Annotated in this window: 21 protein-coding genes, 1 tRNA gene and 1 pseudogene; 14 read left to right on the top strand and 9 right to left on the bottom strand. The window is 68.1% G+C overall.

From position 1 onward, the window contains the following. Together guaA and Q1V87_RS10220 are read left to right on the top strand one after the other, a co-directional pair. Positions 1-764 (top strand): glutamine-hydrolyzing GMP synthase (guaA, locus tag Q1V87_RS10215; RefSeq protein WP_300592251.1); only part of this gene is annotated, 764 nt, incomplete at its 5' end. Positions 765-857: 93 nt separating this feature from the next. Further along, positions 858-2,228, top strand: coding sequence for a glycosyltransferase family 4 protein (locus Q1V87_RS10220; protein ID WP_300592254.1), 1,371 nt, complete (start codon positions 858-860; stop codon positions 2,226-2,228). A gap of 217 nt (positions 2,229-2,445) precedes the next feature. On the opposite strand, the gene Q1V87_RS10225 is transcribed toward Q1V87_RS10220, so the two are convergent. Further along, the gene (locus Q1V87_RS10225; RefSeq protein ID WP_292709904.1) at positions 2,446-3,360 is read right to left on the bottom strand and encodes a Bax inhibitor-1/YccA family protein; all 915 of its coding nucleotides are present in this window, start codon (positions 3,358-3,360) and stop codon (positions 2,446-2,448) included. Between the two features lie 120 nt (positions 3,361-3,480). Here Q1V87_RS10225 and Q1V87_RS10230 point away from each other — a divergent pair, with 120 nt between their 5' ends. From Q1V87_RS10230 to Q1V87_RS10250, 5 genes are all read left to right on the top strand, one after another. Then, positions 3,481-4,467, top strand: coding sequence for a glycerophosphodiester phosphodiesterase family protein (locus Q1V87_RS10230; protein WP_300592257.1), 987 nt, complete (start codon positions 3,481-3,483; stop codon positions 4,465-4,467). Positions 4,468-4,747: 280 nt separating this feature from the next. Continuing rightward, positions 4,748-6,397: a PAS domain-containing sensor histidine kinase gene (locus tag Q1V87_RS10235; protein ID WP_300592260.1), complete on the top strand. Its 1,650-nt coding sequence runs from the start codon at positions 4,748-4,750 to the stop codon at positions 6,395-6,397. Between the two features lie 54 nt (positions 6,398-6,451). Then, positions 6,452-7,408, top strand: a complete 957-nt coding sequence (locus Q1V87_RS10240; RefSeq protein WP_292709911.1) for an ABC transporter ATP-binding protein — start codon at positions 6,452-6,454, stop codon at positions 7,406-7,408. After that, the gene (locus Q1V87_RS10245; RefSeq protein WP_300592263.1) at positions 7,405-8,454 is read left to right on the top strand and encodes an ABC transporter permease; all 1,050 of its coding nucleotides are present in this window, start codon (positions 7,405-7,407) and stop codon (positions 8,452-8,454) included. Before Q1V87_RS10240 ends, Q1V87_RS10245 begins: the two co-directional genes overlap by 4 nt. A gap of 25 nt (positions 8,455-8,479) precedes the next feature. After that, a complete protein-coding gene (locus tag Q1V87_RS10250) occupies positions 8,480-11,479 on the top strand; it encodes a hypothetical protein (protein WP_300592266.1) in 3,000 nt (999 codons plus the stop codon). A 14-nt stretch (positions 11,480-11,493) separates the two neighbouring features. On the opposite strand, the gene Q1V87_RS10255 is transcribed toward Q1V87_RS10250, so the two are convergent. The 4 genes and pseudogenes from Q1V87_RS10255 to Q1V87_RS10270 all read right to left on the bottom strand — a co-directional run bounded on the left by Q1V87_RS10255 (position 11,494) and on the right by Q1V87_RS10270 (position 14,600). Next, positions 11,494-13,146, bottom strand: coding sequence for an HNH endonuclease signature motif containing protein (locus Q1V87_RS10255; protein WP_300592269.1), 1,653 nt, complete (start codon positions 13,144-13,146; stop codon positions 11,494-11,496). A 12-nt stretch (positions 13,147-13,158) separates the two neighbouring features. After that, positions 13,159-13,821, bottom strand: a pseudogene (locus Q1V87_RS10260) (nucleotidyltransferase domain-containing protein). Between the two features lie 33 nt (positions 13,822-13,854). Continuing rightward, positions 13,855-13,927, bottom strand: a tRNA-Met gene (locus Q1V87_RS10265). 61 nt (positions 13,928-13,988) lie between these two features. Beyond that, complete coding sequence (locus Q1V87_RS10270) at positions 13,989-14,600, bottom strand: MerR family transcriptional regulator (RefSeq protein ID WP_292709922.1); 612 nt, start codon at positions 14,598-14,600, stop codon at positions 13,989-13,991. A gap of 94 nt (positions 14,601-14,694) precedes the next feature. On the opposite strand from Q1V87_RS10270, the gene Q1V87_RS10275 reads away from it, so the two are divergent. Next, entirely contained in the window at positions 14,695-15,111 is a 417-nt protein-coding gene (locus Q1V87_RS10275) for a hypothetical protein (RefSeq protein WP_292709924.1), read from the top strand. A gap of 130 nt (positions 15,112-15,241) precedes the next feature. After that, positions 15,242-16,141 carry a type II CAAX endopeptidase family protein gene (locus Q1V87_RS10280; protein WP_300592273.1) on the top strand — a complete coding sequence of 300 codons (900 nt, stop codon included), beginning with the start codon at positions 15,242-15,244 and terminating at the stop codon, positions 16,139-16,141. An 18-nt stretch (positions 16,142-16,159) separates the two neighbouring features. On the opposite strand, the gene Q1V87_RS10285 is transcribed toward Q1V87_RS10280, so the two are convergent. Genes Q1V87_RS10285 through Q1V87_RS10295 form a run of 3 tightly spaced genes read right to left on the bottom strand, consistent with a single transcriptional unit; the run spans position 16,160 to position 18,693 of the window. Continuing rightward, a complete protein-coding gene (locus Q1V87_RS10285; protein WP_292709926.1) occupies positions 16,160-16,576 on the bottom strand; it encodes a YccF domain-containing protein in 417 nt (138 codons plus the stop codon). Positions 16,577-16,635: 59 nt separating this feature from the next. Then, positions 16,636-17,124, bottom strand: coding sequence for a hypothetical protein (locus Q1V87_RS10290; RefSeq protein ID WP_292709928.1), 489 nt, complete (start codon positions 17,122-17,124; stop codon positions 16,636-16,638). Between the two features lie 33 nt (positions 17,125-17,157). Further along, complete coding sequence (locus Q1V87_RS10295) at positions 17,158-18,693, bottom strand: PspC domain-containing protein (RefSeq protein WP_300592278.1); 1,536 nt, start codon at positions 18,691-18,693, stop codon at positions 17,158-17,160. Positions 18,694-18,808: 115 nt separating this feature from the next. Here Q1V87_RS10295 and Q1V87_RS10300 point away from each other — a divergent pair, with 115 nt between their 5' ends. After that, positions 18,809-19,987, top strand: coding sequence for an ATP-binding protein (locus Q1V87_RS10300; protein WP_300592281.1), 1,179 nt, complete (start codon positions 18,809-18,811; stop codon positions 19,985-19,987). After that, the gene (locus Q1V87_RS10305) at positions 19,984-20,649 is read left to right on the top strand and encodes a response regulator transcription factor (protein ID WP_292709933.1); all 666 of its coding nucleotides are present in this window, start codon (positions 19,984-19,986) and stop codon (positions 20,647-20,649) included. Before Q1V87_RS10300 ends, Q1V87_RS10305 begins: the two co-directional genes overlap by 4 nt. A 105-nt stretch (positions 20,650-20,754) precedes the next feature. Here the strand turns inward: Q1V87_RS10305 and Q1V87_RS10310 are convergent, their stop codons facing one another. Further along, on the bottom strand, positions 20,755-21,528 hold the full coding sequence (locus Q1V87_RS10310; RefSeq protein ID WP_300592284.1) for a DUF1684 domain-containing protein: 774 nt from the start codon (positions 21,526-21,528) through the stop codon (positions 20,755-20,757). Positions 21,529-21,570: 42 nt separating this feature from the next. Between Q1V87_RS10310 and Q1V87_RS10315 the strand changes: the two genes are divergently transcribed. The 3 genes from Q1V87_RS10315 to Q1V87_RS10325 all read left to right on the top strand — a co-directional run. Beyond that, complete coding sequence (locus Q1V87_RS10315; RefSeq protein WP_300592287.1) at positions 21,571-24,240, top strand: ABC transporter substrate-binding protein; 2,670 nt, start codon at positions 21,571-21,573, stop codon at positions 24,238-24,240. Between the two features lie 76 nt (positions 24,241-24,316). After that, positions 24,317-25,255 (top strand): ABC transporter permease, encoded by a 939-nt coding sequence (locus Q1V87_RS10320; protein ID WP_300592290.1) that lies wholly within the window; start codon positions 24,317-24,319, stop codon positions 25,253-25,255. Continuing rightward, positions 25,252-25,850: ABC transporter permease (locus Q1V87_RS10325; RefSeq protein ID WP_300592293.1), on the top strand; the 599-nt coding region annotated here is incomplete at its 3' end. The genes Q1V87_RS10320 and Q1V87_RS10325, both read left to right, overlap by 4 nt.

The following is a 25,850-nucleotide window of genomic DNA, read 5'->3' on the forward strand; positions in this document are numbered from 1 at the left end:
CCTCGACCGGGGTGCGCCTCGTGACCGTCGACGCGCGCCACACCTTCCTTGAGGCGCTTGCCGCGGTGAGCGACCCGGAGGAGAAGCGCAAGATCATCGGACGCGAGTTCATCCGCGCCTTCGAGCGGGTCCAGCGCGAACTCGTCGACGAGGCCAAGGCCGACGGCGAACCCATCCGCTTCCTCGTGCAGGGGACCCTGTACCCCGATGTCGTCGAATCCGGCGGCGGCGCGGGAACCGCGAACATCAAGAGCCACCACAATGTCGGCGGGCTTCCCGAGGATCTGCAGTTCGAGCTCGTCGAGCCGTTGCGGACGCTCTTCAAGGACGAGGTCCGCGCCATCGGGCGCGAGCTCGGACTTCCCGATGTCATCGTCGGCCGCCAGCCCTTTCCGGGGCCCGGCCTTGGCATCCGGATCGTGGGTGAGGTCACCGCTGACCGCCTCGAGATCCTGCGTGATGCCGACGCCATCGCCCGCGAAGAGTTGACCAAGGCGGGGCTGGACGGCGAGATCTGGCAGTGTCCGGTCGTGCTCCTCGCCGACGTGCGGTCGGTCGGCGTTCAGGGCGATGGGCGCACGTACGGGCATCCGATCGTGCTGCGCCCCGTCTCGAGTGAAGACGCGATGACCGCCGACTGGACTCGGCTGCCGTACGACGTGCTCTCGCGGATCTCGAACCGCATCACGAACGAGGTGCGTGAGGTCAACCGTGTCGTGCTCGATGTCACCTCCAAGCCCCCGGGGACTATCGAGTGGGAGTGACGCGGAGCGGCGCTCACACTCGGGCGATGGTGCTGTGTGGCACGTGACCGTCGGAGCGGGCGAGTGGGAGTAGCTCCCACCGCTGGGGGTGCGTTGCCTGGGGCGCGCTACCTCGTCCTTGCGTCGCGGCTCGTTCCCGATCGCGACGGTGGTTTCACGATCTCGGTGCTCCGGCGGGCGCTCGATATGGCAGCCGCGGGCGCGGAGATCACGCTCCTGACGGTCGATCCGGGGGAAACTGCCGACCACGACACTCATCGAGCCGAGTGGGTGCGGCGTGGTCTCCTTGGCAGTGAGGGGAGTCTTCGGAATCTGTTCGATGACGCGCGCTCGGATCCGTCGTGGTTGCGGCGCTCGGCGATTCCGGGGCCGGTGCCGTCCTCCCCGTGGCCGACGCGGGTTGTCACCGACGGCTCGGGCGCGGCGATGCTCGACTTGCCGGTGGTGAGCGGCGATGCCGCGTGGCATCTGACTGACGCTCCGGTTCGTATCTACGACGGCGACGGAGACGTGATTGGGTGGCTGCCGGGGTTCGGTGGCCTCTACCGCGCCTGGCTGAACGCTGTCGCAGCCGAATCGGCGGATGGCGGCGCGGAGCGCGCCCCGGTTGTCGTGCTGTGCGAGGCGCGGCAGATCGGCGAGACGCTGGTCGCGTCTGGCGGACCTGCGCTGGATGCCGGCATCCGTGTGCTGCATACGACGCACGCCTGTCATGTCCTCTCCCCGTTCCAGTGGGACTCGCCGATGGATGCCGCATGGCAGCGGTGGTTCGAGATCGCAGACCGGTTTGACGGCGTGTTGTGGCTCACGCCTTCGCAGCGCGACGACGTCGAGCGTCGGTTCGGCGGCCGACTGCGGTCGTTCGTCGTGCCGCATCCTGCGCCGGTCGTGTCGGCGCCGAGCGATCCCGTTGCCGGCCGCATCGTCATCCTGAACTCGCTCATTCCTCGCAAACGCGTCGATCACGTGCTGCGGGCGCTTCCCGCGATACGTGCCGCGGTCCCCGCCGCGCACCTGTGCGTGTACGGTGACGGCGGGTCGGGTGCGCAGCTGCGCGCTCTGGCGACGGAGCTGGGCGTCGCCGATGCTGTCGAGTGGCTTGGTCACGTCGCCGATCCGGCGACGCAGGCCTGGGCATCCGCCGACGTTCTCGTGCTCGCGAGCACGAACGAGGGGCAGCCTCTCGTGATTCTGGAGGCGCTGGCGGCCGGCGTTCCCGTGGTCGCCTACGACATGCCCTACGGGCCCCGCGACACCCTCGCGTACGGTGGAGGGGTGCTCGTCAGCGATGGCGACATCGACGCCCTCGCCGCGGCGCTCATCGACGTGCTCTCGGACCGTGGCCTCCGTTCGGAGCTTTCAGCCTCGGGACGAGCAGCTGCGGCGGCGATGGATGCCGCGGCATCCATGCGCGCCCTCGGCGACGCGGTTCGCACTGCCCTGGTCGACCCCGTCAGCAGCTGACCCCTAGCGCCGCCGGATGCTCGAGTCGCAACGGCGCACAGGATGTCCGACGCGCCGGGCGTCTTGGGTGTGCGCACGGCGTGTCGGGTAGCGGATGCGCCGTTGCGACAGGGGTGAGGGGTCAGGCGCGCGCCGGATGCGGGGCGCGGGCGGTGCGACGAATGCGGAAGGGCCGCCCGACTCCGAGGAGTGGGCGGCCCTTCTGTAGATCGGTGCGTCAGTTGCTGCCGCGCAGGATCGCGAGGATTCGCAGGATCTCGACGTACAGCCACACGACAGTGACCATGATGCCGAAGGCGCCGAGCCAGGCGTACTGGCGGGGGGCGCCGTTACGCACACCCTGCTGGATCGAGTCGAAGTCGAGCACCAGCGAGTACGCCGCCATGATGACCACGAAGACACCGATGATCAGTCCGAGTGGGATTCCGAAGACCTGCTGACTCAGCAGACCGAATGCGCCACCGGCGATCGGGACATTGAAGATCATCAGCATGACGTTGATGAGCGAGAAGACGAGGTAACCGATCATCGCGATCATGAAGACCTTCGTCGCCTTCTTGGAGGCGCGCACCTTGCCGCTTGCGAACAGGGCCAGGGTGACGCCGACGACAGCGACGGTCGCGAGCGTTGCCTGGATGACGATGCCGGGCCAGATGAACTCGAAGAAGGCCGAGATCGCGCCGATGAACAGGCCCTCGAAGGCCGCGTAGCCCCAGATGAGAGCCGGGCGGATCTTCTTACGTGACGTGAAGATCACGACCATCGCAAGCACGAATCCGCCGAGTGCACCAATGATCCACGGCGCCATCGTCGGGCTCGGGTTCGCCGCGGTAACCGGGGCCATCGTCCACAGCCACCCAGCGACAGCCGTCACCAGCAGGATCGCGAACAGGCCGATCGTCTTGATGACGGTGTCTTCGACAGTCATCCGCCCGGTCTCGATCGCGCCGGCCGACGGCGCTGCGTAGGCACCCTCCAGCTGGGCGTTGACCGCGGCGTCCGTTGCTGCAGCCGGGGGCGCGTACTTCGTCTGCGCCCCGGAGCCGGTCTGGCCGCTCGTCGGGAAAGCGCGGCCCGCGCCCTGCTCCTGGAACGCGGGGTTGTTGAATGCGGGGTTGTTTCCAGCCGCCACGAGTTCACACTCCAAAGTTCGTGAAAAACAGCCGTCTGCTGTTGATCAAGGCTATCGGACGGGGGCACCTGAATGACCCGTGGCCGCTGTGAAGCCGCCATGAACGGCTAGCCTGAGCGCGTGAGCAGGCCCCTCATCATCGGCCACCGCGGTGCGCCCGGCTACCGTCCCGAACACACGCGCAGCTCGTACGAGCTCGCGATCCAGATGGGGGTGGACGCCGTCGAGCCCGACCTCGTCGTCTCCCGGGACGGGGTTCTCGTCATCCGTCATGAGAACGAACTGTCAACCACGACGGATGTCGCAGACCGTCCCGAGTTCGCCGGCCGGCGCACGATCAAGCGGATCGACGGGCTCGACCACTCGGGGTGGTTTGCCGAGGACTTCACCTGGGATGAGCTCGCGACCCTCCGCTGCCGGGAGCGGATTCCGGGCATCCGCCCGGGGAGTGCTGCCTTCGACGACCAGGAACCGCCGCTGCGGCTTCGGGACCTGCTCGCGCTGCTGGATGACCATCGCGCGGGTGGGCGTGAGGTCATCCCCGTCATCGAGATCAAGCACGCCGCCTACTTCGCGTCGCTCGGTCACGATATGGCGCGCCTTGTCGAGTCCGAGCTGGCAGCGAGCGGGTGGAACGAACGCCGCGTGGTCATCGAGTCGTTCGAACTGGCCATCCTTCGCCACCTGCGCGAGCGGGGCACGAGCGCTGAGCTGGTGTTCTTGATCGACGCCGACGGCATCCCTGCCGATCAACTCTCTGACCCGACCGCGCGAACCTACGCCGACTGGATGGCGCCCGACGGACTGGATGTCCTCGCCACCGAGGTCGACGGGATCAGCCCCGACAAGATGATCATCCTTGCCCCGGATGCCGAGGGCCGCGCAACCGGTCCGGCGCCGCTGGTCGACCGGGCGCACGCAAGGGGGCTCGCCGTCTTCACGTGGACGTGTCGGCCCGAGAACGCGTTTCTTCTTCCCGAGTATCAGACGGGCACTCTCGCGGAGTACGGCGATTGGCGAGGCGAGTGGGCGGTGCTGCAGAGGGCCGGTCTCGACGGCGTTTTCGTCGACCACGCCGACCTTGGCGTCGAGGTCTTCGGCGTCTAGGCCGTCGGTGAGGGTGTAGACGCCACGAGCGATGCGCGGGGGCCTCGGCCCCGCCATGGCCGTGATCGCGGCGCCGCTCGCTCTGGCGCGTGCGAGGGCAATCCCGAGCCGGCCCGGCGTGCTCGCTCCAGGACTCCCGCGGGTCCGCTCGAAGCCAACGACCCCCTGTCCAATGCTTGACAGACGGCGCCGGGGAAGCGAATCTTTGTGGCAGGGGTGACCTGAGGTGGATGGACCTGTGCAGCGCGGTGAACGGGGTCTGCAACCCACAGATCCCGGCGTGCGCGCGGAATCTGCGTCTGCGGAGCGCATTCTGCTCTCGCTCCAGATCCAGCCGTGGACGCAGTTTGCGTTGCTCGCCGCCACGGTCGGGGTCATGGTCACCGCCCAGATCTACGGCGACAGTGCGCTCACCCCGGCGGCCTTCGCCGGGTTCGGCTTCATCCTCGCCGGTGCTATCGCCATCGGCATCCTGGCCCGGTTGCGGCCCCGCACCCATACGGCGTGGATTGCGTTGGTTCCGCTCGCGGCGCTCGTGGGGATCCCCCTGATTCGGAACGATGCCGTCGATGTGGTCGACGGCATCGGCTTCATGATGGTCTTCCCCCTCGTCTGGCTCGGCGCCGCGTTCTCGCTGCCGGCGGTCGTGGTCGGTATCGTGCTTGCGGGGGCCATTCCCCTGATGCCGGCGATCGGTGCGGGCCGGGTGCCCGATTCTGCGCCCGAGTGGATTGCGTTCGGTGTGTTTCTCACCTTCGCTGCCCTCATCGCACTCTCGGCGTTCGGGACCGGTCATCAACTTCGACGGGAGGTCGCCAACCGTGAGGCCGCCCTTGCTTCCTCGGAGGCAGCAGCCGAGGCGAGGGAGCGACTTTCGGCCATCCTGCAGGCAGTTTCCGAGGCCACCGAAGACGCCGTTCTGGTCTTCGGCCCTGATGGGAGCGTCCTCACGGCGAACGACGCCGCCCGTCGCCTGGCCCGACTGGCCGGAATCGACTTGACCGGAGAACCCGCGCTGGCCGGTCGAAAGATCTACTCCGCAGATCGAAGGACGCCGCTGTTCCCCTCGCCACAGACCGTGACGGCACTCGCCCGCAGCGGCGAGGTGCGGGGCCGCATCGCGTGGCTCGGCGACACCGACCAGGTCGCGGTGAGCTATTCGGCCAGGCCGATCTTCCGGGGCGGTGAGCCCCTGGGCACTGTCCTCATCGCCCACGACGTCACCGACCTCGTGGAGGCGATCGAGGTGCGCGATCGCTTCCTGGATGCCGTGAACCACGAACTGCGGACCCCGCTGACCGTGCTCATGGGAGAGACGGAACTGGCGCAGACCGAGGAGGTCTCTCCCCGGGTGGCAGCCCGCCTCGAACGGGTGGATTCGGCCGCACAGCGCCTGTTCACCACCGTCGAACACTTGCTCTCGGCTTACCGGCACTCGGTGCGGGCGCTCTCGCACACGACAAGCGTGGCCCTGGCGGTCGGGGATGTGATCGAGCGCCAGTCGGGCCTTGCCCAAGAATCCGGGGTGAGCGTGGTCTTCACCGATCACGGCGCCGAAACGACGAGCGTAGACGCCCGAAGCCTCGGGGGCATCGTCGAGGAACTCCTGCGCAACGCGGTGCTCTGTTCCCCCCGAGGCGCAACCGTTTCCGTGGAGACACGACGTGAGGGGGACTGCCCGACGATCGAACTCACGGACTCTGGCGTCGGGATGAGCGACACGGAGCGTCGCCGCGCCTTTGATCGGTTCTATCGCACGGACTTCGCCCGCCAGCAGGCGCTACCGGGTGTCGGCCTCGGCCTGTCGATTGCCCGCAATCTGGCAGACGCGAACGGCGTTTCGATCGAACTCGAACCCGCCTCGACGGGTGGAACGTGCGCGCGGCTCACCCTGCCGCCAGCGATTTCTCCCGTGGATGCGACGGCGTGACGACCTCCGCCGGAGGGGCCGCGAGAAGCCGCCGTCCTCGCATAGGGTGGCACCATGGATGCCGCCTCTGATCCACCCGGCGCCGCTGCAACAGGCATTGTCGCGACCGGTCTGCGTCGCTCGTTCGGCAAGGTCGAGGCGGTTCGCGATGTCTCACTGCATGCGCGCGCCGGCGCGGTTACGGGGCTTGTCGGCCCCAACGGGTCGGGCAAGACGACGCTCTTTCTCATGCTCGCCTCGCTGCTCACCCCGGATGCCGGAACGATCCGCATCGGTGACGTCGATCCGATCGAAAGGCCGCACGCGGCCCGTGCCCTGCTGGGATGGATGCCGGACTCGCTCGGCACGTGGGGGGCGCTCTCTGCCCGAGAGACACTCATCGTCACCGGTCGGCTGCACGATCTTCCGAAGGATGCCGCGAGAGCCCGCGCCGACGAGCTTCTCGAACTCGTCGACCTGACCGCGCTCGCCAAAGCTCCTGCCCGCGTGCTCTCGCGTGGACAGAAGCAGCGTCTGGGACTTGCCCGCGCGCTGGTGCACGACCCGCGCGTGCTGCTGCTCGACGAGCCCGCATCAGGGCTCGACCCGGCTGCCCGCGTCGAGCTTCGACACCTGCTGCGCCGATTCGCCGCCGAGGGACGCACCGTGCTGGTGTCCAGCCACGTGCTCGCCGAACTCGAGGAGGTCATCGACGATGCGGTGTTCCTTCTCGAAGGGAGTTCCGTCGACTCGGGCGCAGCGATCGCGGCACGACGCACGCGCGACTGGCGCATCCGACTGCTGGGGCAGCCGACGGATGCCGCAGCATCCGTTGCCGCAGCGCTTGAGTGGCCGATCGAGGCAGTTCGAGTCGACCGTTCGGACGTGCTGATCCCGCTCGCGACAGACGAGGATGCCGCCGGGGCGCTGCGCCGACTCGTCGAGCGCGGCATCCCGCTGACGGAGTTCGCCCCCGCCGTCGGTGATTTGGAACAGACCTTCCTCGACCTGCGTGGAGGTGAGGGAGCATGAGCGGGACCCGCCTGTGGACGCTCGTCCGTCTCGACCTGACCCAGCGGGTGCGCAGCGTCGCCTGGTACGTGATGCTCGGCGTGTTCGCCGCGATTCTCGTCGTGGTGACTGCCCTGTCTTTGCTCTCGTTCTCATACGCGGGAGGTGCTGGCGCGGGCGCCGGTGTCTACTCCGTGGTCGTCTTCGTGGTGCTGCTGCTGGCCGTTCTCGTCTCGCCGACCCTGTCGGGAAACGCGATCAACGGCGACCGGGATGCCGCAAACCTTGCGCCCGTGCAGGTGACGCTCGCCACGACGGCCGAGATCGTGCTCGCGAAGTTCCTGGCGGCGTGGCTCACGGGTCTGTCATTCGCCGTGATCGCGGTGCCGTTCATGCTCGTTGCCGCCGTCAGCGGCGGAGTCGACCCGCTCGTCGTGCTGGTCTCTCTCGTGGTGCTGATCGTGGAGATCGCGATCATTGCCGCGATCGGTGTGGGTCTCAGCGGCATCGTTGCCCGTCCGCTGTTCTCCGTAGCCGTGACCTACCTGGTGGTGGCGGCCCTCGTCATCGGCACGCCGATCGCGTTCACGCTCGGTGGCGCGGCGATCCGCACCGAGGTCACGCAGTCGTACCGCAGCTACATCTACGACGACGCGACCGGCATGACCTCGAACCCGCCCCAGTGCGGCCCCTGGGAGAGCACCACGTACGAGGTGCCGAGGTTCGACACCGTGTGGTGGATTCTGTCGGCGAACCCGTTCGTCATCCTTGCTGACGCCACACCGGCACGCTTCGACACGAGCGGGTACCCCGAAGACCTCTTCGGAAACTTCTCGTACCTCGTCCGCAGTGCCCAGATCCCGCCGCAGGACACCGTGACCTGGGACGACTGCGCGCGGATGCCGCAGCCGACGCCCACGCCCGAGGAGATCTACAACCAGACGACGCCGAGCTGGTTCGTGGGCCTCGCCGTGCAGCTCGTGCTCGCGGGGGCGCTGCTGTGGTGGGGCGGGGCGCGCACCAGGACGCCGTCGCGCACGCTGCCGCCGGGCACGCGCATCGCCTGACCCGAATTCCCAGTAGCGTGAGGGAATGAGTTCGGCGGTGCGGCGCAGCATCCTCGCTGGTGCCACGGCAGTCGTTCTGCTTGCCCTCGGCGCTGGCGTTGCCGTGGTCGTGACCGACGCCCTCGGCATCCGGACCGAAGCCGCTGCGCAGATGCAGCCGCCGCCGCCGGCCGTTGCCCCCGCTGTGGATGTCGTCGCGCCGCCGCAGTTCACGAGCGTTGACGCGCCCAGCGGACCCCGCTACGAGGCTGCGCTCGACGAGCTGCTCGATGCCGTGGCCGATGCGCCGAGCACAGGTGCCGACGCGCCCCTGACGGTCAGCGCGGGCGATGCCCCGGATGACGAGTCCTATCGCCTTGAGGGTGACGCGGCAGCGCTCACGATCGTGGCCGCGGGGGAGGCGGGCGCGGTTCGGGGTCTCTACGACATCGCGGCCCGCATCCGTGCCGGAGAGCCGGCCGTCGTGGACGTGGGCGTCGAGGTGAGCTCTCGCCTGCCGTTCCGGATGGTCGACCTCGGGGCTGTCGGGGTGGTTCCGGTCGCCGAGGCCTGGGCCGCCGGGACCGACTACTCCCACGCATCCCGAGCCTTCGAAGACGTGATTCTGCCCGAGGCTCCCTACATCGACGAGGATGCGCTCGCCGAAGCCTACGACGAGTTCGACGCGTTTCTGCGGCACGTGCTCGCCGATGGATACACGGCCGTGGCCTTTCCGGGATTCGTCGAGTACGTGACGTTCGACGGTGTTGACGGTGTGTATGCGGAAGGCGACGATCACACGGCGCGCGCTCTGGCCCTGCGCAAGGCGTTCGCGCCGTTGTGGGATCGAGCCGACGAGCTCGGAATGGATGTCTTCCTCCGTACCGACATGCTCGCTCTCACGACTCCGCTCGAGCAGTACCTCGTGGGTCGGTTCGGCTCGCTCGACACTGCCAATCCGGAGCTCTGGGATGTCTACACGACGGGTCTCGATGAGCTCTACGCTGCAGCGCCGGCGCTGGATGGCATCCTGATCCGCATCGGCGAAGCGGGTGAGGTCTACGACGTCGACGGCTGGGACGTGTCCTCGAAGCTGGCCGTGACCGAGGCGCCTCAGGTGCAGGCGATGCTCGAGGCGTTCACGGGGCAGGCCGAGGCATCCGATCGTGAGGTGATCTTCCGATCGTGGAGCGTCGGGGTAGGCGCCGTCGGTGACATGCACACGAATGAGGAGTCGTACGACGAGGTGCTGACGGGAATCGACTCGCCAGCGCTGATCGTGTCGACGAAGTACACGCTCGGCGACTTCTACAGCTGGATGCCACTGAACGACACGCTCGCGCAGGGTGATCAGCGCCGCATCATCGAGTTCCAGAGCAGGCGCGAGTTCGAGAACTTCGGGGCTTTTCCGAATGATCTCGGCCCCGAGTATCAGTACGCGCTGCAGACCCTGCTCGCCGAGAACCCGAACATCGAGGGCGTCTGGGTCTGGACGCAGGACGGCGGGCCGTGGCGGGCCGGCCCGATGACCCTGTACCTGAAGACCGGCTTCTGGCAGCTCTACGAGCTGAACACGCAGCTTGCGGGAGTGTTGGCGCGGGATCCGGATGCCGACGTCGCGGCGGTGACCGCGGGATGGGCGCGCGAGTGGTTCAGCGACGACCCCGCCACCGTGTCGGCGATCGCCGAGGCGATGGCGCTCTCTCGGGAGGCGATCACGCAGGGCCTGTATATCGAGCCGTTTGCCGAGCAGCGGGTCTTTGCGATCGGGCTCGAACCGCCGCCGATGATGTGGATCTTCGAGTGGGACATCCTCACCGGTGATTCTGCTGTTCTCGATGTCATCTACGAGGTCTCGCGCGACCAGATCGACGAGGCGATCGCGGGTGGTGAGCGGGCGGCCGCCGCAGTTGATGAGATGCAGGCGTTGGTTTCGGGGACGGATGCTTCCACCTGGCGCGACCCCGCGATGCGCGAGGCGTTTGTCGGCACTCTCGCGTACGAGGCGGATGTGCTGCACCTGCTCTCGTCGTACCGGGCGATGATCCTGCATCAGGCGCAGTGGCACGACACTCTCGCGGCCGACGCGTATGCCGCGTGGCAGAGCGACAGGGATGCGTTCGTTGCGCTCGCGGCCGAGCACACAGCCACCTACACCGGCGATGTCGACTACCCGGCATATAACCTCACCGCCGCCCAGCTCGGTGTCGAGCGCGCGGACCGTGACCTGGCGATGGCGTGGCTTGCCCGCATCCTGCTGGTGCTCGCGGTGGCGTGGGTCGTCATCGGGATGCTGGCGGCGCGGACGCGACTTGTCGGTCGGCCAGGTGCCGCGGCGGCGCGGGCTACGTGGCTTGCAGCGACAAGGCCGTGGCGGGCACGAGAATCGACGCTCGGGATGCTGCCGCTTGACCGGTGGTTGCTGATCATCGTGCCGGGCGGTCTGCTCGTGGCGACTCGCGCCGTGCAGACCTCGTTCCTGTCGTGGACCCACCTGGTCGTCGTGCTCGGTGCATGGCTGGTATTCCTCATCGTCGTGCGCCTCTTCGTGCGCGAGCGCTCGCCGTGGCCGGTGATCGCGGCTGTCGGTGGTGTGCTGGTGTTGCGCAGCATCCTGACCCTGCTCGCTCTCTCGTTCACGGGGCCGGGCGGATACTGGTTCGCCTTCTGGACCGATCCGCTTCGCCGCTCGATCTACATCACGATCGCGTTCGCGCTGTTCGTGTGGCTGTTCGTCGCGGCGGGGTGGGCGCTCTCGAGCCAGTTCGGCGCCCGCCGCGCGACGGGCATCGTGCTCGCCGGTGTCGGGGCCGGGCTGGCGGTTCCCGCGGCGGTGATCGGGCTCGTCGGTCTCGAGTCGGCGCTGACGCTGTGGAATGACGAGATGGGGTTGCTGCCGTGGGGTCTCGCGCGGATCCTCGGCATCACGACCTATCTCGACATCCCGCCCGATACGCCGTGGTTCGCGGCGGGCTTCGGTGCTGTCATCGCGCTGATCGGCGTGTTCCTGGCGTTGACCTGGCGGCGTGACGCTGTGACACGCTGACGACCCTCGGCACGTCAGATCGGTCGCGGAACAGCGCTGTAGTGCGATCCGGACACAGCAGGCTCGGCCGGCGCCGCCCCGGGCTGTGCAGGTGGCGAAGGCGGGGTACGCCAGGGCGGGCGTTCAGGCGGTGGGGGTGGATCCCAGGCCCAGGCCCACGGTGCTTTCGTGCGAAGTCTTCGGGGTGGTGTCTCGGTTCCGTCCGGTGATCGGTGCCCGGGCGGCGGAATGAGGATGAACGGGCCGAGTCCGTCGCGGACGATGCGCCAGCCGTTGTTGTGAAGCTGCATGTGGTGGAACCGGCACAGCAGGATGCCGCGGTCGATGTCGGTGCGACCGCCCGCTGCGACGTGGTCGATGTGATGTGATTCGCAGTACGCGGCGGGCACCGAGCATCCGATGCCGGCGCAGCCGCCGTCGCGGATCGCGAGCGCAAGCTTCTGCTTCGCACTGAAGAGGCGTTGCTCGCGTCCGAGGTCGAGGGGGTTGCCCCGGCTGTCGACCGTGACATCGACGGAGCCGTGCTGGCACAGGGCGCGGTCGATGATCGCCCCGGGAAAAGCGTCTCCGCCATCCTCTGCGTGGCCCGTGGCGATCATCCGGCCGAGCGGGTCGCGGGCGCCCGCCTGGTCTTTGACGATGACCATGCGAACTCCCGGCTGGCGAACACCGAAGACGTCGGCGGCCTCAGCCACCGCGCCGGCACGCAGAACGTCGACGAGAAGGTCGTACTCGAGCTGCTCGTTGGTGCGCGGGTCGGCGATGAGGTCCGCAGCTGCGACACGCTCGGCATCCGTGACGAAGCGCGGTCCGCCGCGCCGGGGTCGGAGTGCCGCCGCAAACATCGACCGCACGAACAGCGCCATCTCGTCGTCGAACGCGATGTGGCCGTGATGCTGGCCGTGCTGGTCGATCCACATCCGAATGGAGCGCTTCTCGTAGCGGTTCTGGAACCGGCACGCCGCCCCTGTCGGGTCGAGGATGTCGCGCATCTGCCGTGCCCGGCTTCGCAGTTCCTCGACCGATGCTCCCTCGACTGCCTCGTCGACGAGTGTTCCCGCCGCAACCGACCAAGCGAGAGCCGCCGAGGCCGGGTCGATGTCCTCGGCGTCGGGCTCCCCGAGTCCGCCGCGGATCGCGTCGTGCTGGGCTGGTGTGAGTCGGCCCTCGAGCAGTGCCACCCGCAGCGGCGCGTGCCACGGCTCTCGTGCAGAGGCGGCAGTGCTCGGGAGATCCGCGTTGAGCGACAGTGCGTCGTCGCCGTCCCCGCCATCGCCAGCAGGGTCGCCGCTCTCGGCGTCCATCGGCGCCGCGGATGCCCCGCCCTCATCGAGCAAGGCCGCCCCGACGCGGAGCTGGCGCAGCGCGTCAGCACGGCTCCCGCCCGTGATCGACTGGATCAGCGCGGCAGGCGACGCGTGCCCCTGGCCCGCTGCCAAACCCGAATGCCCCTGTTCGCGTCGGGACCTGGTTGCCGCGACACCGGCGACCACCGACTGCAGGCGCTCGGCATCATTGGCGATCGCCGTGACGTGACGCAGCACCTCCAGCACCGACGCGTCCGACAGGGCCGCTGCGCCAGCGGGCAGCCCCGTGGGCTCGACATCCAGCTCGGCGAACACAGCGAGCTGATCGAGCCGCTCGCGCATTGCCGTGAGGATGTTCATGTCTTCACTACATCACCAACCTCCGACATTGGCAGGCCCGTCGCCATCACTCGAAAAGCGGCTGTGGACAGGGCTTTGTTTCAGAATCCTGGGGAGGAGACGACCGCCACATCGGATGCCACGCGCGAGGACTGAGGGTGGCACCGCCTCGTCGGGGTGGACGGCGAGCCAGCGCAGCGCCGCAGCGGGGCGAAGAACGTAGAAGAAGCGCTTCAACGAGGGCGCACTCGAGCGCTGCTGAAGCGCGACATATCGGTAGTGGCGGCCGACGCTGGCGCGATCCGCGACGGCCAGCGCCAGCGTCAACAGCCGATCGCGAAAGTCGGGGTCGCCGGAGTAGATGATCGGGGACCGCAGCCATTCGATCGCGGTGGCATTGCCTTTCGCTATCAGTCGCACGGTTTTCGCCAGATCCCAACCGTTGACATCGAAGACCGCGTCCAGAGTCGTCTCGATGACATCCCGCTCGGGCCACAGCGAGAGGTAGCGGTCTGGGGACCGCACGAAAATGAACCGACAGTCCTAGTCGCTGTCAGGCGAAGGGAAGCCCCACGCGCGGCTGCCGCTCTCGATCGCCCAGCGGATGCGCACGTCGTGCTCGACTGCCACAGCTGACAAGCGAGCGTCGATCTCGGCTACGACACGCGGATCGAGGCTCGGTGAAATAGCGCGCACGGCTCGAAGATACGCGCCGGTGAGCCCTGATCGACGCGACGGCGGGAGTCGAACCCGCTGCGCGACCGGGTATGAACCGGTGCCCGGAACCATCCGGTCCGCCGCGATGAGGACCCCACGCTAACCGCCACCCCTGACGTGCGGCTGCTGTGTTTCTGACCGTGACGTCACATGTCGTCATCCGTCGCTCGCGTGGCAAGGAGATGCTGGTGGGCGAGCCGACGCAGGGCAAGGATGGCGGGTTCGTACATCGCGGTGCCGAGCACGGCGTACGAGACCTGCTCGCTCTCGCTGAGCTCTGCCAGCGGGAGCAGCTCGGCCGCCGCGACCCGCAGGAGCGGGCCGGCGTAGCGGGCGGCGGTCTCGGCATCCCAGGTGAGCCCCGCCGCTTCGATGCCGCGGATCGCCGCCTCGAGTTGCCCGACAGCGGCGAAACGTTCGTCGTAGGTGAGCCCCAGTCGCTCGATCGTCTCGCGCGCGCGGTCGGTGTTCGTCTCGTCGGCGTACGGCGGCAAGGCGCTCACGGCCCTTCCGAGCGTCGCGTACGGCGTCTCGTCGGGCGCATCGATGAGGGACAGAATCTCCTTCACCCGCGCGAGCGGCAGCGCCCGAACGTCGCTGAGGGCCTGGATGACGCGCAGGCGCGCGAGGTGCTCGTCGCCGTAGTCCGCGCGGGTTGCGGAGGTCGCGGTGCCGCGGGGGAGCATTCCTTCCCGGATGTAGAACTTGATCGAGGCGACGGGGATGCCGCTGTGTTCAGACAGTTCAGAGATGCGCACGCTGCTCCTTGCTTGGATAGTGGCACTATCCTATATTGGGTAGTGAAACTATCCAATGCGCGCCGGCGGCGCGGAGAGTCGAAGCGGAGCATCCATGTCCCCGATCCTGTCGATCGTCGTCGGCGCCACCCTGCTGACGGTCATCACCATTGCCTACGGCGGCACCTTCGTGCTGCGCACGACGACCGGCGGTTATCCGTTCAACGGTCTGCAGAAGACGTTCTTTCGCGCCGGCCACGCGCACGCCGGCGTGCTCGTCATCCTCGGAATCGTCTGCGCGCTCGCGCAGGCGTCGGCGGGCGTGACCGGCGGATGGGAGTGGGCCGCGGTCGGCGTGCTCGCCTCGGCGATCCTGGTTCCCGCAGGATTCTTCCTGGCGGTGATCGGTCGCGATCCGCAGAAGCCGGGCAAGGCCATGGCGCTGCTGTGGGCCGGGGTCGTCGTGCTCGCGATCTCACTCGCCGTCGTCGGGGCATCCGTGATCGCGGCCGGGGTCGCAGCACTCGGCTGAGCCGCGGCACATGCCCGCCCCGAACGGAGCGACGATTCGTGGCGGGCAGCTGTGGGAAGATCGTCCTGACCCGCCGAGCCCGTCACCCGTTGGTTCTCGCAGCGGCGACGTGAGAGCGGAGAGTGGCGGCATGGCAGCCGTGGACAGCACTGCCGGGGGACCCGGCGCCGTGTCGCGGCGTCTGCCTGTGCGGTATCCGCTGACGTCCTACTTCGTCGTCGCGTTTGCCTTCTCATGGGTCATCGAAGTGCCGTTGGCTCTGGCCACGCTCGGTGTGATCCCATCGATCCCCGTCGCCGTGGTCGCCATTGCGATCGTTGTCGCGACGTTCGGACCGCTGATTGCGGCATTCCTCGTCACGGCGCTGATCGAGGGTGGCCCTGGCGTCGTGGCCCTGCTGCGCCGGTTCGTCCGGTGGCGTGTGGGTGTGCGCTGGTACCTCGCTGTCCTGGTGGGGATACCGCTGGTCATCATCATCGGGACCCTGCTCGTTCCGGGCGCCGGGGAGTCGTTCGATCCGTCGGCACTGGCGGCCCTGGTGGGGTATCCGATGGCGTTCCTCATGACCGTTCTGCTCGGCGGGCCCCTGGGGGAGGAACCCGGATGGCGCGGCTTCGCGCTGCCCCGGCTGCAAGAGCGTCATGGCCCGCTGCGGGGGAGTCTCATCCTCGGTGTGCTGTGGGCAGCCTGGCACCTGCCGCTGTTCTGGAGTGGGGTGTGGACCCCACCGACCGTCGCGAACATCGCGATGTTCACGGTCATGATCGTGGCGCTGACGATCATCATGACGTGGGTCTTCAACAACGCCGCGGGAAGCCTCCTGATCATGATTCTGATGCACGCCTCGTTCAACGCGTTCGCGAACAGAGTGGCTGCACCGCTGTTTCCCGCCCCGATCTTCACGGACTACGGACTGCTTCCGGTGCTCATCGGTTTCGGTCTCACGGCGGTGGTGCTCATCGCCGTGACCCGGGGTCGTCTCGGTTACGCGGCGACCACAGATGCACCGGGGTCTGAGCCGGTGCGATAGAGGGCGGACCGCCTGATATCAGCGCGAGAACGAGTCGGCGGCTCGGTCGAACTGACCGCCGCGACGCTTCTCGACGATCTCTTTGCCCAGCGGCATGAGCGACACCGGCACGAGCTTGAAGTTCGCGATCCCCAGCGGAATGCCGATGATCGTGATGCACAGCGCGAGTCCCGACAGGATGTGACCGATCGCCAGCCACCAGCCGGCGAGGATGACCCACACGACGTTGCCAAGAAACGAGAACACCCCCGAGCGCGGGTGGTCGACGACCTCACGCCCGAACGGCCAGAGCGTGTAGAAACCGATGCGGAACGAGGCGATGCCCCACGGAATCGTGACGATCAGCACGCACAGGATGACGCCCGCGAGCATGTAGCCGAGGAACAGCCAGAACCCCGACAGGACGAGCCAGATGATGTTCAGGAGCGTGCGCATGAGGTCCATTGTGGGAGTCGCTCCTGTGCGCGAGGTGGGATTCGGGCGAGCCGTGAGGATCAGTCGAGGCTGCGGCGGCGCTGGGTGCGGCGCAGGAGGCCGGCCGCTCCGGTGACGAGGAGGATCACGCCGAGCCCCAGGATCAGAATCGCCACTCCGGTCGCGGCATCCAGCGTTGCCGCCCACTCGACGGCGGCGCTCGGGCGCGACGGCTCCGACAGGAGCCACAGGCCGCCGATGGCGACGGCGGCGAAGAACAACCCCCAGACAACGGCTGCCCAGCGTGTTCGCGGAGCTTCGACGCCGGGGTGCGCGGGGGTGAGCTCTGCAACGCGCACCGGCGCCGCGGGTTCCTCTGCCGCCGGGGGCGTGAGGGGGACGGATGCGTCGCCCGACGTCGACGCGAGTGCTTCAGGCTTCTCCGGCGCGGGGGCCCGGAACAGCGGTGGCTTCTCGGACGCGACGACCTCGAGGGTCATCGTGTCGTCGCGGTCGTCGATGTCGGCGTTTTCGGTGGGGGATGCGGGGGTGGAGTTCTCTGTGGACATCGTGGTCACCTCGAAGTGGGTCGGGGCAGCGCCCTACGGGGCGGGAAGTGGAGAAAGGGTGGGAAGCGGCTCGGGCGATGACTCGCTGAGCGGGTCGCCACCAACGAGATTCGTGAAGGAGAGATAGACCTGGCCGCTGTCCTGGTCGAGGACGACGCGCTGTGTGGTCTGTACGGGGGTTTGGGGGTAGGCGAGAACCATCTGCAGCCTGCCGTTATCGTCGGTGGGCACTCGTTGGGGACCCACGTGCTCCTGGTTCCCCTCATCCCAGCGGTCGTACCAGACTTCGGTGGTCCCCAGGGACGCGTTGAGATCCAGCGCGACGCCGGGGACCACCGTGATGGTCGTGTAGCCGTCGCCCTTGCGGATAAGCAGCGGCGGCGGTTGCTCCGTGGGGAGCGGCTGAATGGTGAGGTAGAGTTCGCCGTCCTCCTGCGATATGACTCCCTGAGGCTCCGTCGAGTTCTCGATGGTGATGTGAAAACGTGCCTGGTACTCGGAGGCATACGTCACGATGGGTGGAATCGTGGCTGCCACCGTCCCGCCGAACAGTGCGACCACTGTCGCAAACGCCAGGAAGCCGCTACGCCGACGCATGAGCCCGGCGACGATCATCGACACCGCGAGCACGAGGGTCGCGGTGAACAATCCGTATGCCCCGGCGGTGCTCGTGTTCGCCGGATCGATCGCCGTATGCCAGATCGCGGCTCCCGCACCGGCGACGAGAGCGATCCCGAGCACCGACACCACGAACGCGCCGCTGGCACGTGGACGGGACAGGCGACGGATGCGGCGCTTCTCGTTCGCGGCTGTCGCGAATGCTGCGGCCTCGGCCTCGCGCTCGCGCCGGGCCTGATCGCGGGCGATGCGATCGGCATCCTTCTGCGAGCGACGCCACGCGTCGTTCTCTGCACGCCACGCGTCGTGGCGGGCGCGCCACTCGGCGATCTCGGCGTTGCCGGCGCCCCGCTCAGGAGGCAGCGGTTCGGCCGGGGGCGCAGTCGGCGTTGCATCCGCTGCAGTGTTCTCGCTTGCTGCCTGGGATGCTGAGGGGGAGGAGGCGCCAGCGTCCCTCGCGGGACGAGCGCTCGCACGAGCGAGCAGGATCACGAGCCCCACCACGAGTGCGAGTCCGATGATCCAACCGATGATCCCGATCGGGCCGGTGTTCCACCCGGGCATCATCCAGCCGAACCACGGCACGACCGGAACGAAGCCGACCACCAGCAGGATGATGATCGCGACCATGGCCGGATCGAAGCGTCGCCGCGTCGCCTCCCGCAGGTGTATGCGTCCGCCGACATCGGGCAGCAGCGCCCACGCGACCGCGTAGAGCAGCAGCATCGGAAACCCGAGCACTGCCGCCACGACCACGATGCCGCGCACGATCGCTGCGTCGACACGGATGCGGGCAGCGATACCGGCGCAGACACCGCCGAGCCAGCCGTCGGCGCGGACGACACCGAGTCCCCGGACCCAGGCGAAGAACCGGTCCGAACCAGTCGGCGCTGCCGGCCGCTGGGGAGGCAGACCCGGATCGGTCGCGGGAGGTTCCGTCGAAGTGTTCATGGTTCGATCGTGGCGGACGGGGATGTCTCGGGGCGATGGGGTGATCCCCTGAGTGGACCCTGATTCCGGAGGTCCCGGGTACCTGCTGCCGGCATCCGGGTGATTGGATGGCGGCATGTCGTCGGCCACCGCCTTGCCCGCGCGCCCGCCCCTGCAACGGCCGCGCGCGTGCCTCGTGTCGGGGACCTCGGAGGGTCTTGCCGCACACCTCGGGTGGAGCATTCTCGCGGTACGGATGCTGTTCATCGCGCTCTGCCTCCTGTGGGGTGCGGGCATCTTGCTCTACCTGTGGATCTGGGTCTTCACCCCGTGGCAGGACGGCGATGAGGCGCCCTCTCGGCGGGCGCCTGTGGCGTGGATCCTTGCCTCGCTATCGGTCCTCGCCGTGATCGTCGCGTGTGGCATCGCGGCGACCATCTCCCGGTGGGACGTCGTCTACGCCACTCGTCCGGAATGGTGGACGGCAATGCTCGCGGCAATCCTGCTCGCCGTGACTGCGGGGCTGTGGGCAACGCTCATCGACGGATCCGATCCCGCACGCGGTCCGCGCCACGCCCTGGGGGTGCGGATTGCGGCATCCGCAGCGCTCGGCACGCTTCTGATCGTGCAACTGACGACCTTGCAGCAGGGAGGTGTCGTGTCGTTCATCGGCGCGCTCGCCCTCATCGGCGGGATCGTGTTGGTCAACTCCTCGACGTTCGTCGAGAAGTGGCGGGAGTTGTCGGGGGAGCGGGTGCGCCGCATCCGCGAGGAGCAGCGCAGCGAAATGGCCGCGCACCTGCACGACTCGGTGCTGCAGACTCTCGCGCTGATTCAGAACCGGGCAGGTGCCTCGAGCGAAGTGGCTCGTATCGCCCGCGCCCAGGAACGCGAGCTGCGCGGTTGGCTCTACGACGGCGACGAACCCGCCGACAGCGACCTGCCGACCGACCTGCGCGATTACGCGGCAGCCCTCGAGATCGACTACCCGGTGCGGATCGACGTCGTCGTCGCGGGGACCTCGGCCGAGCGAGCCAGCGGCGAGATGGCGGCTGCGGCGCGCGAGGCGATCCTCAACGCGGCCCGCCACGCCGGCGGCGAGGTCTCGGTGTACATCGAGGGCAGCGCGGCATCCGTCGACGTGTTCGTCCGTGACCGCGGTCCCGGCTTCGAGCTCGACACGGTGCCCGCAGATCGTCTTGGTGTGCGTGAATCGATCATCGGACGGATGCGACGCGAGGGCGGTACCGCGACGCTGCGGCGCGGCGCGGGAGGTGGCACCGAGGTGCACCTGCGGCTGGGAGGGGCGGCATGAGCGGCATCCGCGTCGTGATCGTCGATGATCATTCGATCTTCCGGTCAGGGCTACGCTCCACGCTCGAAGGTGTCGAGGTCGTGGGCGAGGCGTCGGACGTCGAGTCAGCCGTCGCGGTGATCGCTGCGGAACAGCCCGAGGTCGTGCTGCTGGACGTCCACCTCCCGGGCGAGACAGGTGAGGTCGCCGCGGCGACGGGCGGCGAGGCCGTCATCCGCCGAGCCGCCCCCGCCGCACCGTCGACCCGATTCCTGGCTCTGAGCGTCTCGGATGCGGCCGAAGACGTTGTGCGCGTCATCCGTGCCGGCGCCCGCGGCTACATCACCAAGGGTTCGTCGGTCGCCGAAGTGAGTGCCGCGGTGCGCGCCGTCGCCGACGGGGATGCCGTGTTCTCGCCGCGCCTGGCGGGCTTCGTGCTCGACGCGTTCGGCGCGGTCTCGGGTGAGACTGCGGCAGCGAGCGACGAGCTCGACAGGCTCTCGGCCCGCGAGCAGGAAGTCATGCGGCTCATCGCCCGAGGCTACGCCTATAAGGAGGTAGCAGCCGAGCTGTTCATCTCGATGAAGACCGTCGAGACCCACGTGTCTGCCGTGCTCCGCAAGCTCCAGCTGTCCTCGCGCTACGAGCTGACGGCCTGGGCTTCCGCCCGCCGCCTGCTCTAGAGCGAACCTCCCCGCGAGAATCCGATCGGGCGCCCATGCGCACGGCTCCCGCTCGGATTCTCGGCGCCGGATCGGATTATCGATTGATGACGCGGGCGGTTCGGTTCAGCGGACGAGGCGCTCGCCCGCACGAACCGGCACGTCCCAGCGGTTGGTGGGTGGGGGAAAGACGCACACGTAGCCGTCCGAGAACGCGCAGGGCGGGAGATAGGCGCGATTGAAGTCGACGGTGACCGATCCGTCCGGTTCCGGTGCCGGCATCCGCAGGAACCGGAATCGGTAGCTTTCGTTTCCGCTGGTCGCGTCGGAGAACGCGGCGAACAGGGAGCCGTCGTCGAGCAGTTGCACGCACAGTGCCACATCTCCGTCTGGCAGCGCGAGGTGCAGGAGTCCCTCGTAGTCATCGGTGCTCTGGTAACCGTCAACCGCGAGGGTCGGCACATCGCGGCGTGGAGTGAGCTCCAGTCGCGCGACGAGCCGCATCCGATCGTCAACGGACCAGCGCTCGATCTGTGAGATCCCTCGCGCCGTGGGCGCCGACGGGTCGTAGACGCGCAGCGCCACCGCGCCGTCACGCTCGAAACCTCGAAGTTCGAGGCCTCCGGATTCCCAGCGCTCGCCGGACGCCAGGTTGACGAATCCAGACTGAATTGACCCGATGGCCCGTCCGTCCTCGGCGTGCCAGTCACCCGGAACGCCCTCGAAGGAGCGTGGTGTCGGGTCCAGCCAGTGCGTCGCCGCGAGCGTGGCGATTCCGCCGGGCGACCAGACGGCGGCGTCGCGGTGCGCGCGCCACTGCTCGGTGGTTGTCATGACGAGCCTTTCGTCGCGGGGAGTGTGCAGCAGCGCCATCGTCGCAAGGAGCGCCGTCAGAAACATATTGTTACACCATCGAAACCTGGCCATGGATAGCATCTCGCTATGGATCAACGAGGTGACATCGACATCGATGCGCTCACTCGAGCACTCGATGTCCATTCCCTCCGCATCCTGGTCGCGATCGACCAGACGGGCTCAATCAGCGCCGCCGCCCGATCGCTCGGATACTCCCAGCCGACGATCACCCAGCACGTGCAGCGGCTCGAGGCTCGCCTCGGGGTCGCGCTGGTCGCACGCACCGCGCGCGCTGCGCGTCTCACCCCGACCGGTGCGCTGCTCGCCCAGCACGCACCCCGGATCGATGCGAGCCTGACGGCAGCGGCCACCGAACTGGCACGGATGCTGGGCCGCCGGGCCGACCTCGTCCGGATCGCTGCCTCGGCAGATGCCGTGGGCACCGTCGTCGCCCCCGCGCTCGGACGCCTCGCCGCGCAGCATCCCGAGATCGACGCCTCGTTCCTGGAGGCACCCGACAATGGTTCGGCCCTCGCTCTCGTACAAGACGGCCGGGCCGACATCGCGGTGACCCTCACTCTTGCCGTCAGCGGTGAACGCCACATGATCGCTCGGCGCAGCGGGATGCGCTCGAGCTTCCTGTTCGCGGAAGAGATCGTCGCGGTCAGCACCGCGGACATGTCTGCGGTCGGCGGACGCATCGATCCCGCACTGCTGGCCGACGAAATCTGGATTCGCGGCGACGGGTCTCCCGGAGACCTGCTCGCGCAGCGACTCGAGCGCCCCCGCGCAACCGACGACATGCAGGTCTCGAATGCCGCTGCAGCTGTCGCGCTCGCCCGTCACCGCGTCGGCACGACCTTCGTCGCCGAGAGCGCTCTGGCGGGTATCGACCTTCCGGATGGCGTGCGGGTGTGGGGACTGACTCCGGCACTCACTCGGCGCGCCACCGCGACGGTTCTCGTCGAGGCCGCAACGATCCCCGCCGTCGAGGCGGCGCTTCGCGTGCTCGCCTCGCTTCGCCCGTCACCCGTCGACGTCGAGGTCATTCTCGATGCGAGACGGCGCAGCGCAAGCCACCGTGCCCGATTCAGCTCGTCCCGCACGACATACCCCACCCGAACCACACCCCCCGAGGAGAGTCCCATGCCCTTCCCGTCCACCGCCCGCCTCGCCCAAGCGGGCGCCGTCGTCGCCGCGGGAGCCCTTCTGCTCTCCGCGTGCAGCGCCGACCCGGCACCGTCGGCGAGCACCGCCCTGGCTGACAGTGGTGAGCAGATCGACAGCATCACGGTCGCCCTGCCCGGCTCGCTCTCCAACCTGTACGTCGGGCAGGAGTCCGGCATCCTGAACTACTACATCGCCTCGATCGCGCAGGAAGGTCTCGTCGCGATCGACGCCGACGGCGCCATCCAGCCGGCCCTCGCTGAGTCATGGTCGCAGCCGGATGACGTGACGTACGTCTACGAACTCCGTGATGACGCGACGTTCCAAGACGGCACCCCGGTCACCGCCGATGACGTCGTCTTCAGCCTCAACGAGGCTCGCGACGAAACGACCTCGCCGGGCCTTGCGTATTACATGACCAACGTCGAGTCGGTCGAAAAGACCGGAGACAGTGAGGTGACGGTCACCCTCGCCGAGCCGGATGCCGCTTTCGCGAAGAACATGAGCACCGGTGGCGCCGCTTTCATCACGTCGAAGGCGTTCTGGGAAGCCAACGATGGAAACGTCGGCACGGCATCCTCGCTCCTGATGGGAACCGGCCCGTACAAGGTCACCGAGTTCGCACCCGACTCCCACGTCACCTTCGAGCGCACCGACACGTGGTGGGGCGAGGAGCCCAAGGTCAAGAGCATCACGGTCAACTTCATTCCCGACGAGTCGACCAGGCTCCTTGCAGCCCAGTCCGGCGACATCGACGTGGCGTTCAACGTTCCCCTCGCGCAGTCCACGCAGTGGGAGAACCTCGACACCATGCGGGTCGACTACATCAACGACCTGTCGTATGTGGGGCTCTACTTCAATACGTCGGTCGCCCCGTTCGATGACCCCAAGGTGCGCGAGGCCATCGCGCACGCTGTCGACCGCGATGCCTACGTCGACAAGCTGCTGCGGGGGCACGGCGAAGCCGCCACCGCGATCATGACCCCCGAGTCGCTCGCAGCCGTGTACTCCCCGGATGTCGCGCGCGAGAAGCTCGCCGAGATCCCGCAGTGGGACTTCGACCTGGATGCCGCCAAGGCAGCCCTCGCAGAATCCGGCTACTCCGACGGGTTCGAGACCGAGATCCTCACCCCGAACACCGGCCCGCAGCTGGGCACGGCGGCGCAGGCGCTCTCGCAGAACCTCGCCGAGATCGGCATCACCCTCAACGTTCGCGAGGTTCCGATCGAGGAGTGGCTCGCGAGCCTGGATGCCTCCAGCGACTACGGGCTGAACATGATGTGGTACTTCTCGACGCTCGGCGACCCCGCCGAGATCCCGAGTTACCTGCTGGGCGTCGGAAACCCCGCTGCGTACGACAACCCCGAGATCATGTCGCTCCTGTCTGAGGTCGGCGCCGAATCCGACCCCAGCGCTCGCATCGACCTGCTCATCCAGGCCGAGACGCTGCAAGCCGAGGATGCCGTCAACATTCCCCTCTGGTGGGGTCAGTCCGCCACCGCGTTTGCCAACGACCTCGGGATGAACGACTACAGCTCGTTTGCGTTCATCTCGTCGTGGCCGACGCAGCTCTACCGCGCGGCGCAGTGACACTGACGGAACCACCACTGTGACAACAGGTTCACCCCTCCGGGCACGCGCCCCGCGATCACGGCCGCTCGGCCGCATGCTCGCGGTGCGCGTGCTCGGCATGCTCGGCGTGCTGCTGGTTCTCTCCTTCATCGTCTTCTCGCTGATGTACCTCGCGCCGGGAGACATCGTGAAGAACCTGCTCGGCAACCGGCCGTCCTCGCCCGAAGCTATTGCCGCGGTGCGCGCGCAGTACCATCTCGATGACCCGTTCCTTGTGCAGTACGTGCGCTGGCTCGGCGGTTTCGTCACCGGCGACCTCGGCGAGTCGATCCGGTTGCAGACGCCTGTCGCCGACGCGATAGCCTCCCGCGTCGGGCTCACCGCGGCACTCTGCGGGATCGCGTTTGTCATCGCCCTCGTGGTGGCTATTCCGCTCGGGGTGCGCAGCGCCGTGCGGGCAGGCGGAGCATCCGACCGCACAGCCAGCGCGCTCGCGGTCGTCGGACTCAGCGCACCCACGTTCGCCGTCGGTCTGCTCCTCCTCTACGTCTTCGCGTACTACCTCCCGGTCTTCCCGGTGTACGGGGCAGGGTCGGGCGGGCTCGACACGCTCTGGCATCTCATCCTCCCGGCGATCACCCTCGCCCTGGGCCTGGGCGCCATCATCCTGAAACTCACCCGCACCGCCATGCTCCGCGAGCTCGAGACCGACTACGTCACCTCGGCCCGCGCTCGGGGCCTGTCAGAGCGCAGCGTCCAGCGCATTGCGCTGCGCAACGCGGCGATCCCGATCGTGACCGGCGCGAGCCTGGTGCTGACCTTCCTCGTCGGCGGCACGGTGCTGGCAGAAACGACCTTTGCGCTGCCGGGCCTGGGGACCCTGCTGCAGGACTCCGTCCTGTTCAAAGACATCGCCGTCGTGCAGTCGCTCACGCTCCTGGTAGCCATCGTCATCGCGGTGATCGCGCTCCTGGCCGACATCGCCTACATCCTGCTCGACCCGCGGGTTCGCGAACGGGGGGTGCCGGCATGACCGCCGCGATCGAACTCATGACCTCGCCGACGCGCCGCCGCCGCCGGATGCCGATTCTCATCATCCTGTCGGTGGGCCTGATCGCTCTCGTGGTTCTGGCGGCGGTTCTCGGCCCGCTGCTGTTTCCCGACGCCATGCGCCAAGACATCCTCTCCGCGCTCCTGGCTCCGGGACAGGACGGTCATCTGCTGGGCACTGACGAGCTCGGCCGCGACGTGTTCGCCATGACGGTCGCAGGCACCGCGTCGGCTCTGGTCGGACCGGTGTGCGTCGCTGTCGGGTCGATGGTGCTCGGCATCCTGCTCGGCACGCTCGCGGGTTACGAACGCGGCTGGCTCGACTTCTTCATCAGCCGCTGGACCGACCTGCTGCTGGCCCTTCCGGTGCTGCTGGCCGCCATCGTCGTCGCCGGCGTGTTCGGCGGCGGGTACTGGGTGACTGTCGCCTTGCTGATCGCGCTGTTCTCGCCGTCAGACATCCGGATCGTGCGTGCCGGCGTGCTTGAGCAGTCGGCCCGGCCCTACATCGAGGCGGCACAGATGCTCTCCCTCTCGCGCTGGCGCGTGATGTTCCGCCACATCCTGCCGAACGTCTC

This window comes from Microbacterium sp. (genome assembly GCF_030149085.1).
In the GTDB taxonomy this organism is placed as follows: domain Bacteria; phylum Actinomycetota; class Actinomycetes; order Actinomycetales; family Microbacteriaceae; genus Microbacterium.

Bases quoted from the DNA above. Each gene is read 5' to 3' on its own strand.
- Q1V87_RS10240 (WP_292709911.1), top strand. From the start codon at position 6,452: ATGGATGCCGCCTCTGATCCACCCGGCGCCGCTGCAACAGGCATTGTC.
- Q1V87_RS10245 (WP_300592263.1), top strand. From the start codon at position 7,405: ATGAGCGGGACCCGCCTGTGGACGCTCGTCCGTCTCGACCTGACCCAG.
- Q1V87_RS10250 (WP_300592266.1), top strand. From the start codon at position 8,480: ATGAGTTCGGCGGTGCGGCGCAGCATCCTCGCTGGTGCCACGGCAGTC.
- Q1V87_RS10255 (WP_300592269.1), bottom strand. From the start codon at position 13,146: ATGAACATCCTCACGGCAATGCGCGAGCGGCTCGATCAGCTCGCTGTG.
- Q1V87_RS10275 (WP_292709924.1), top strand. From the start codon at position 14,695: ATGTCCCCGATCCTGTCGATCGTCGTCGGCGCCACCCTGCTGACGGTC.
- Q1V87_RS10280 (WP_300592273.1), top strand. From the start codon at position 15,242: ATGGCAGCCGTGGACAGCACTGCCGGGGGACCCGGCGCCGTGTCGCGG.
- Q1V87_RS10285 (WP_292709926.1), bottom strand. From the start codon at position 16,576: ATGCGCACGCTCCTGAACATCATCTGGCTCGTCCTGTCGGGGTTCTGG.
- Q1V87_RS10290 (WP_292709928.1), bottom strand. From the start codon at position 17,124: ATGTCCACAGAGAACTCCACCCCCGCATCCCCCACCGAAAACGCCGAC.
- Q1V87_RS10295 (WP_300592278.1), bottom strand. From the start codon at position 18,693: ATGAACACTTCGACGGAACCTCCCGCGACCGATCCGGGTCTGCCTCCC.
- Q1V87_RS10300 (WP_300592281.1), top strand. From the start codon at position 18,809: ATGTCGTCGGCCACCGCCTTGCCCGCGCGCCCGCCCCTGCAACGGCCG.
- Q1V87_RS10305 (WP_292709933.1), top strand. From the start codon at position 19,984: ATGAGCGGCATCCGCGTCGTGATCGTCGATGATCATTCGATCTTCCGG.
- Q1V87_RS10310 (WP_300592284.1), bottom strand. From the start codon at position 21,528: ATGTTTCTGACGGCGCTCCTTGCGACGATGGCGCTGCTGCACACTCCC.
- Q1V87_RS10315 (WP_300592287.1), top strand. From the start codon at position 21,571: ATGGATCAACGAGGTGACATCGACATCGATGCGCTCACTCGAGCACTC.
- Q1V87_RS10320 (WP_300592290.1), top strand. From the start codon at position 24,317: ATGCTCGCGGTGCGCGTGCTCGGCATGCTCGGCGTGCTGCTGGTTCTC.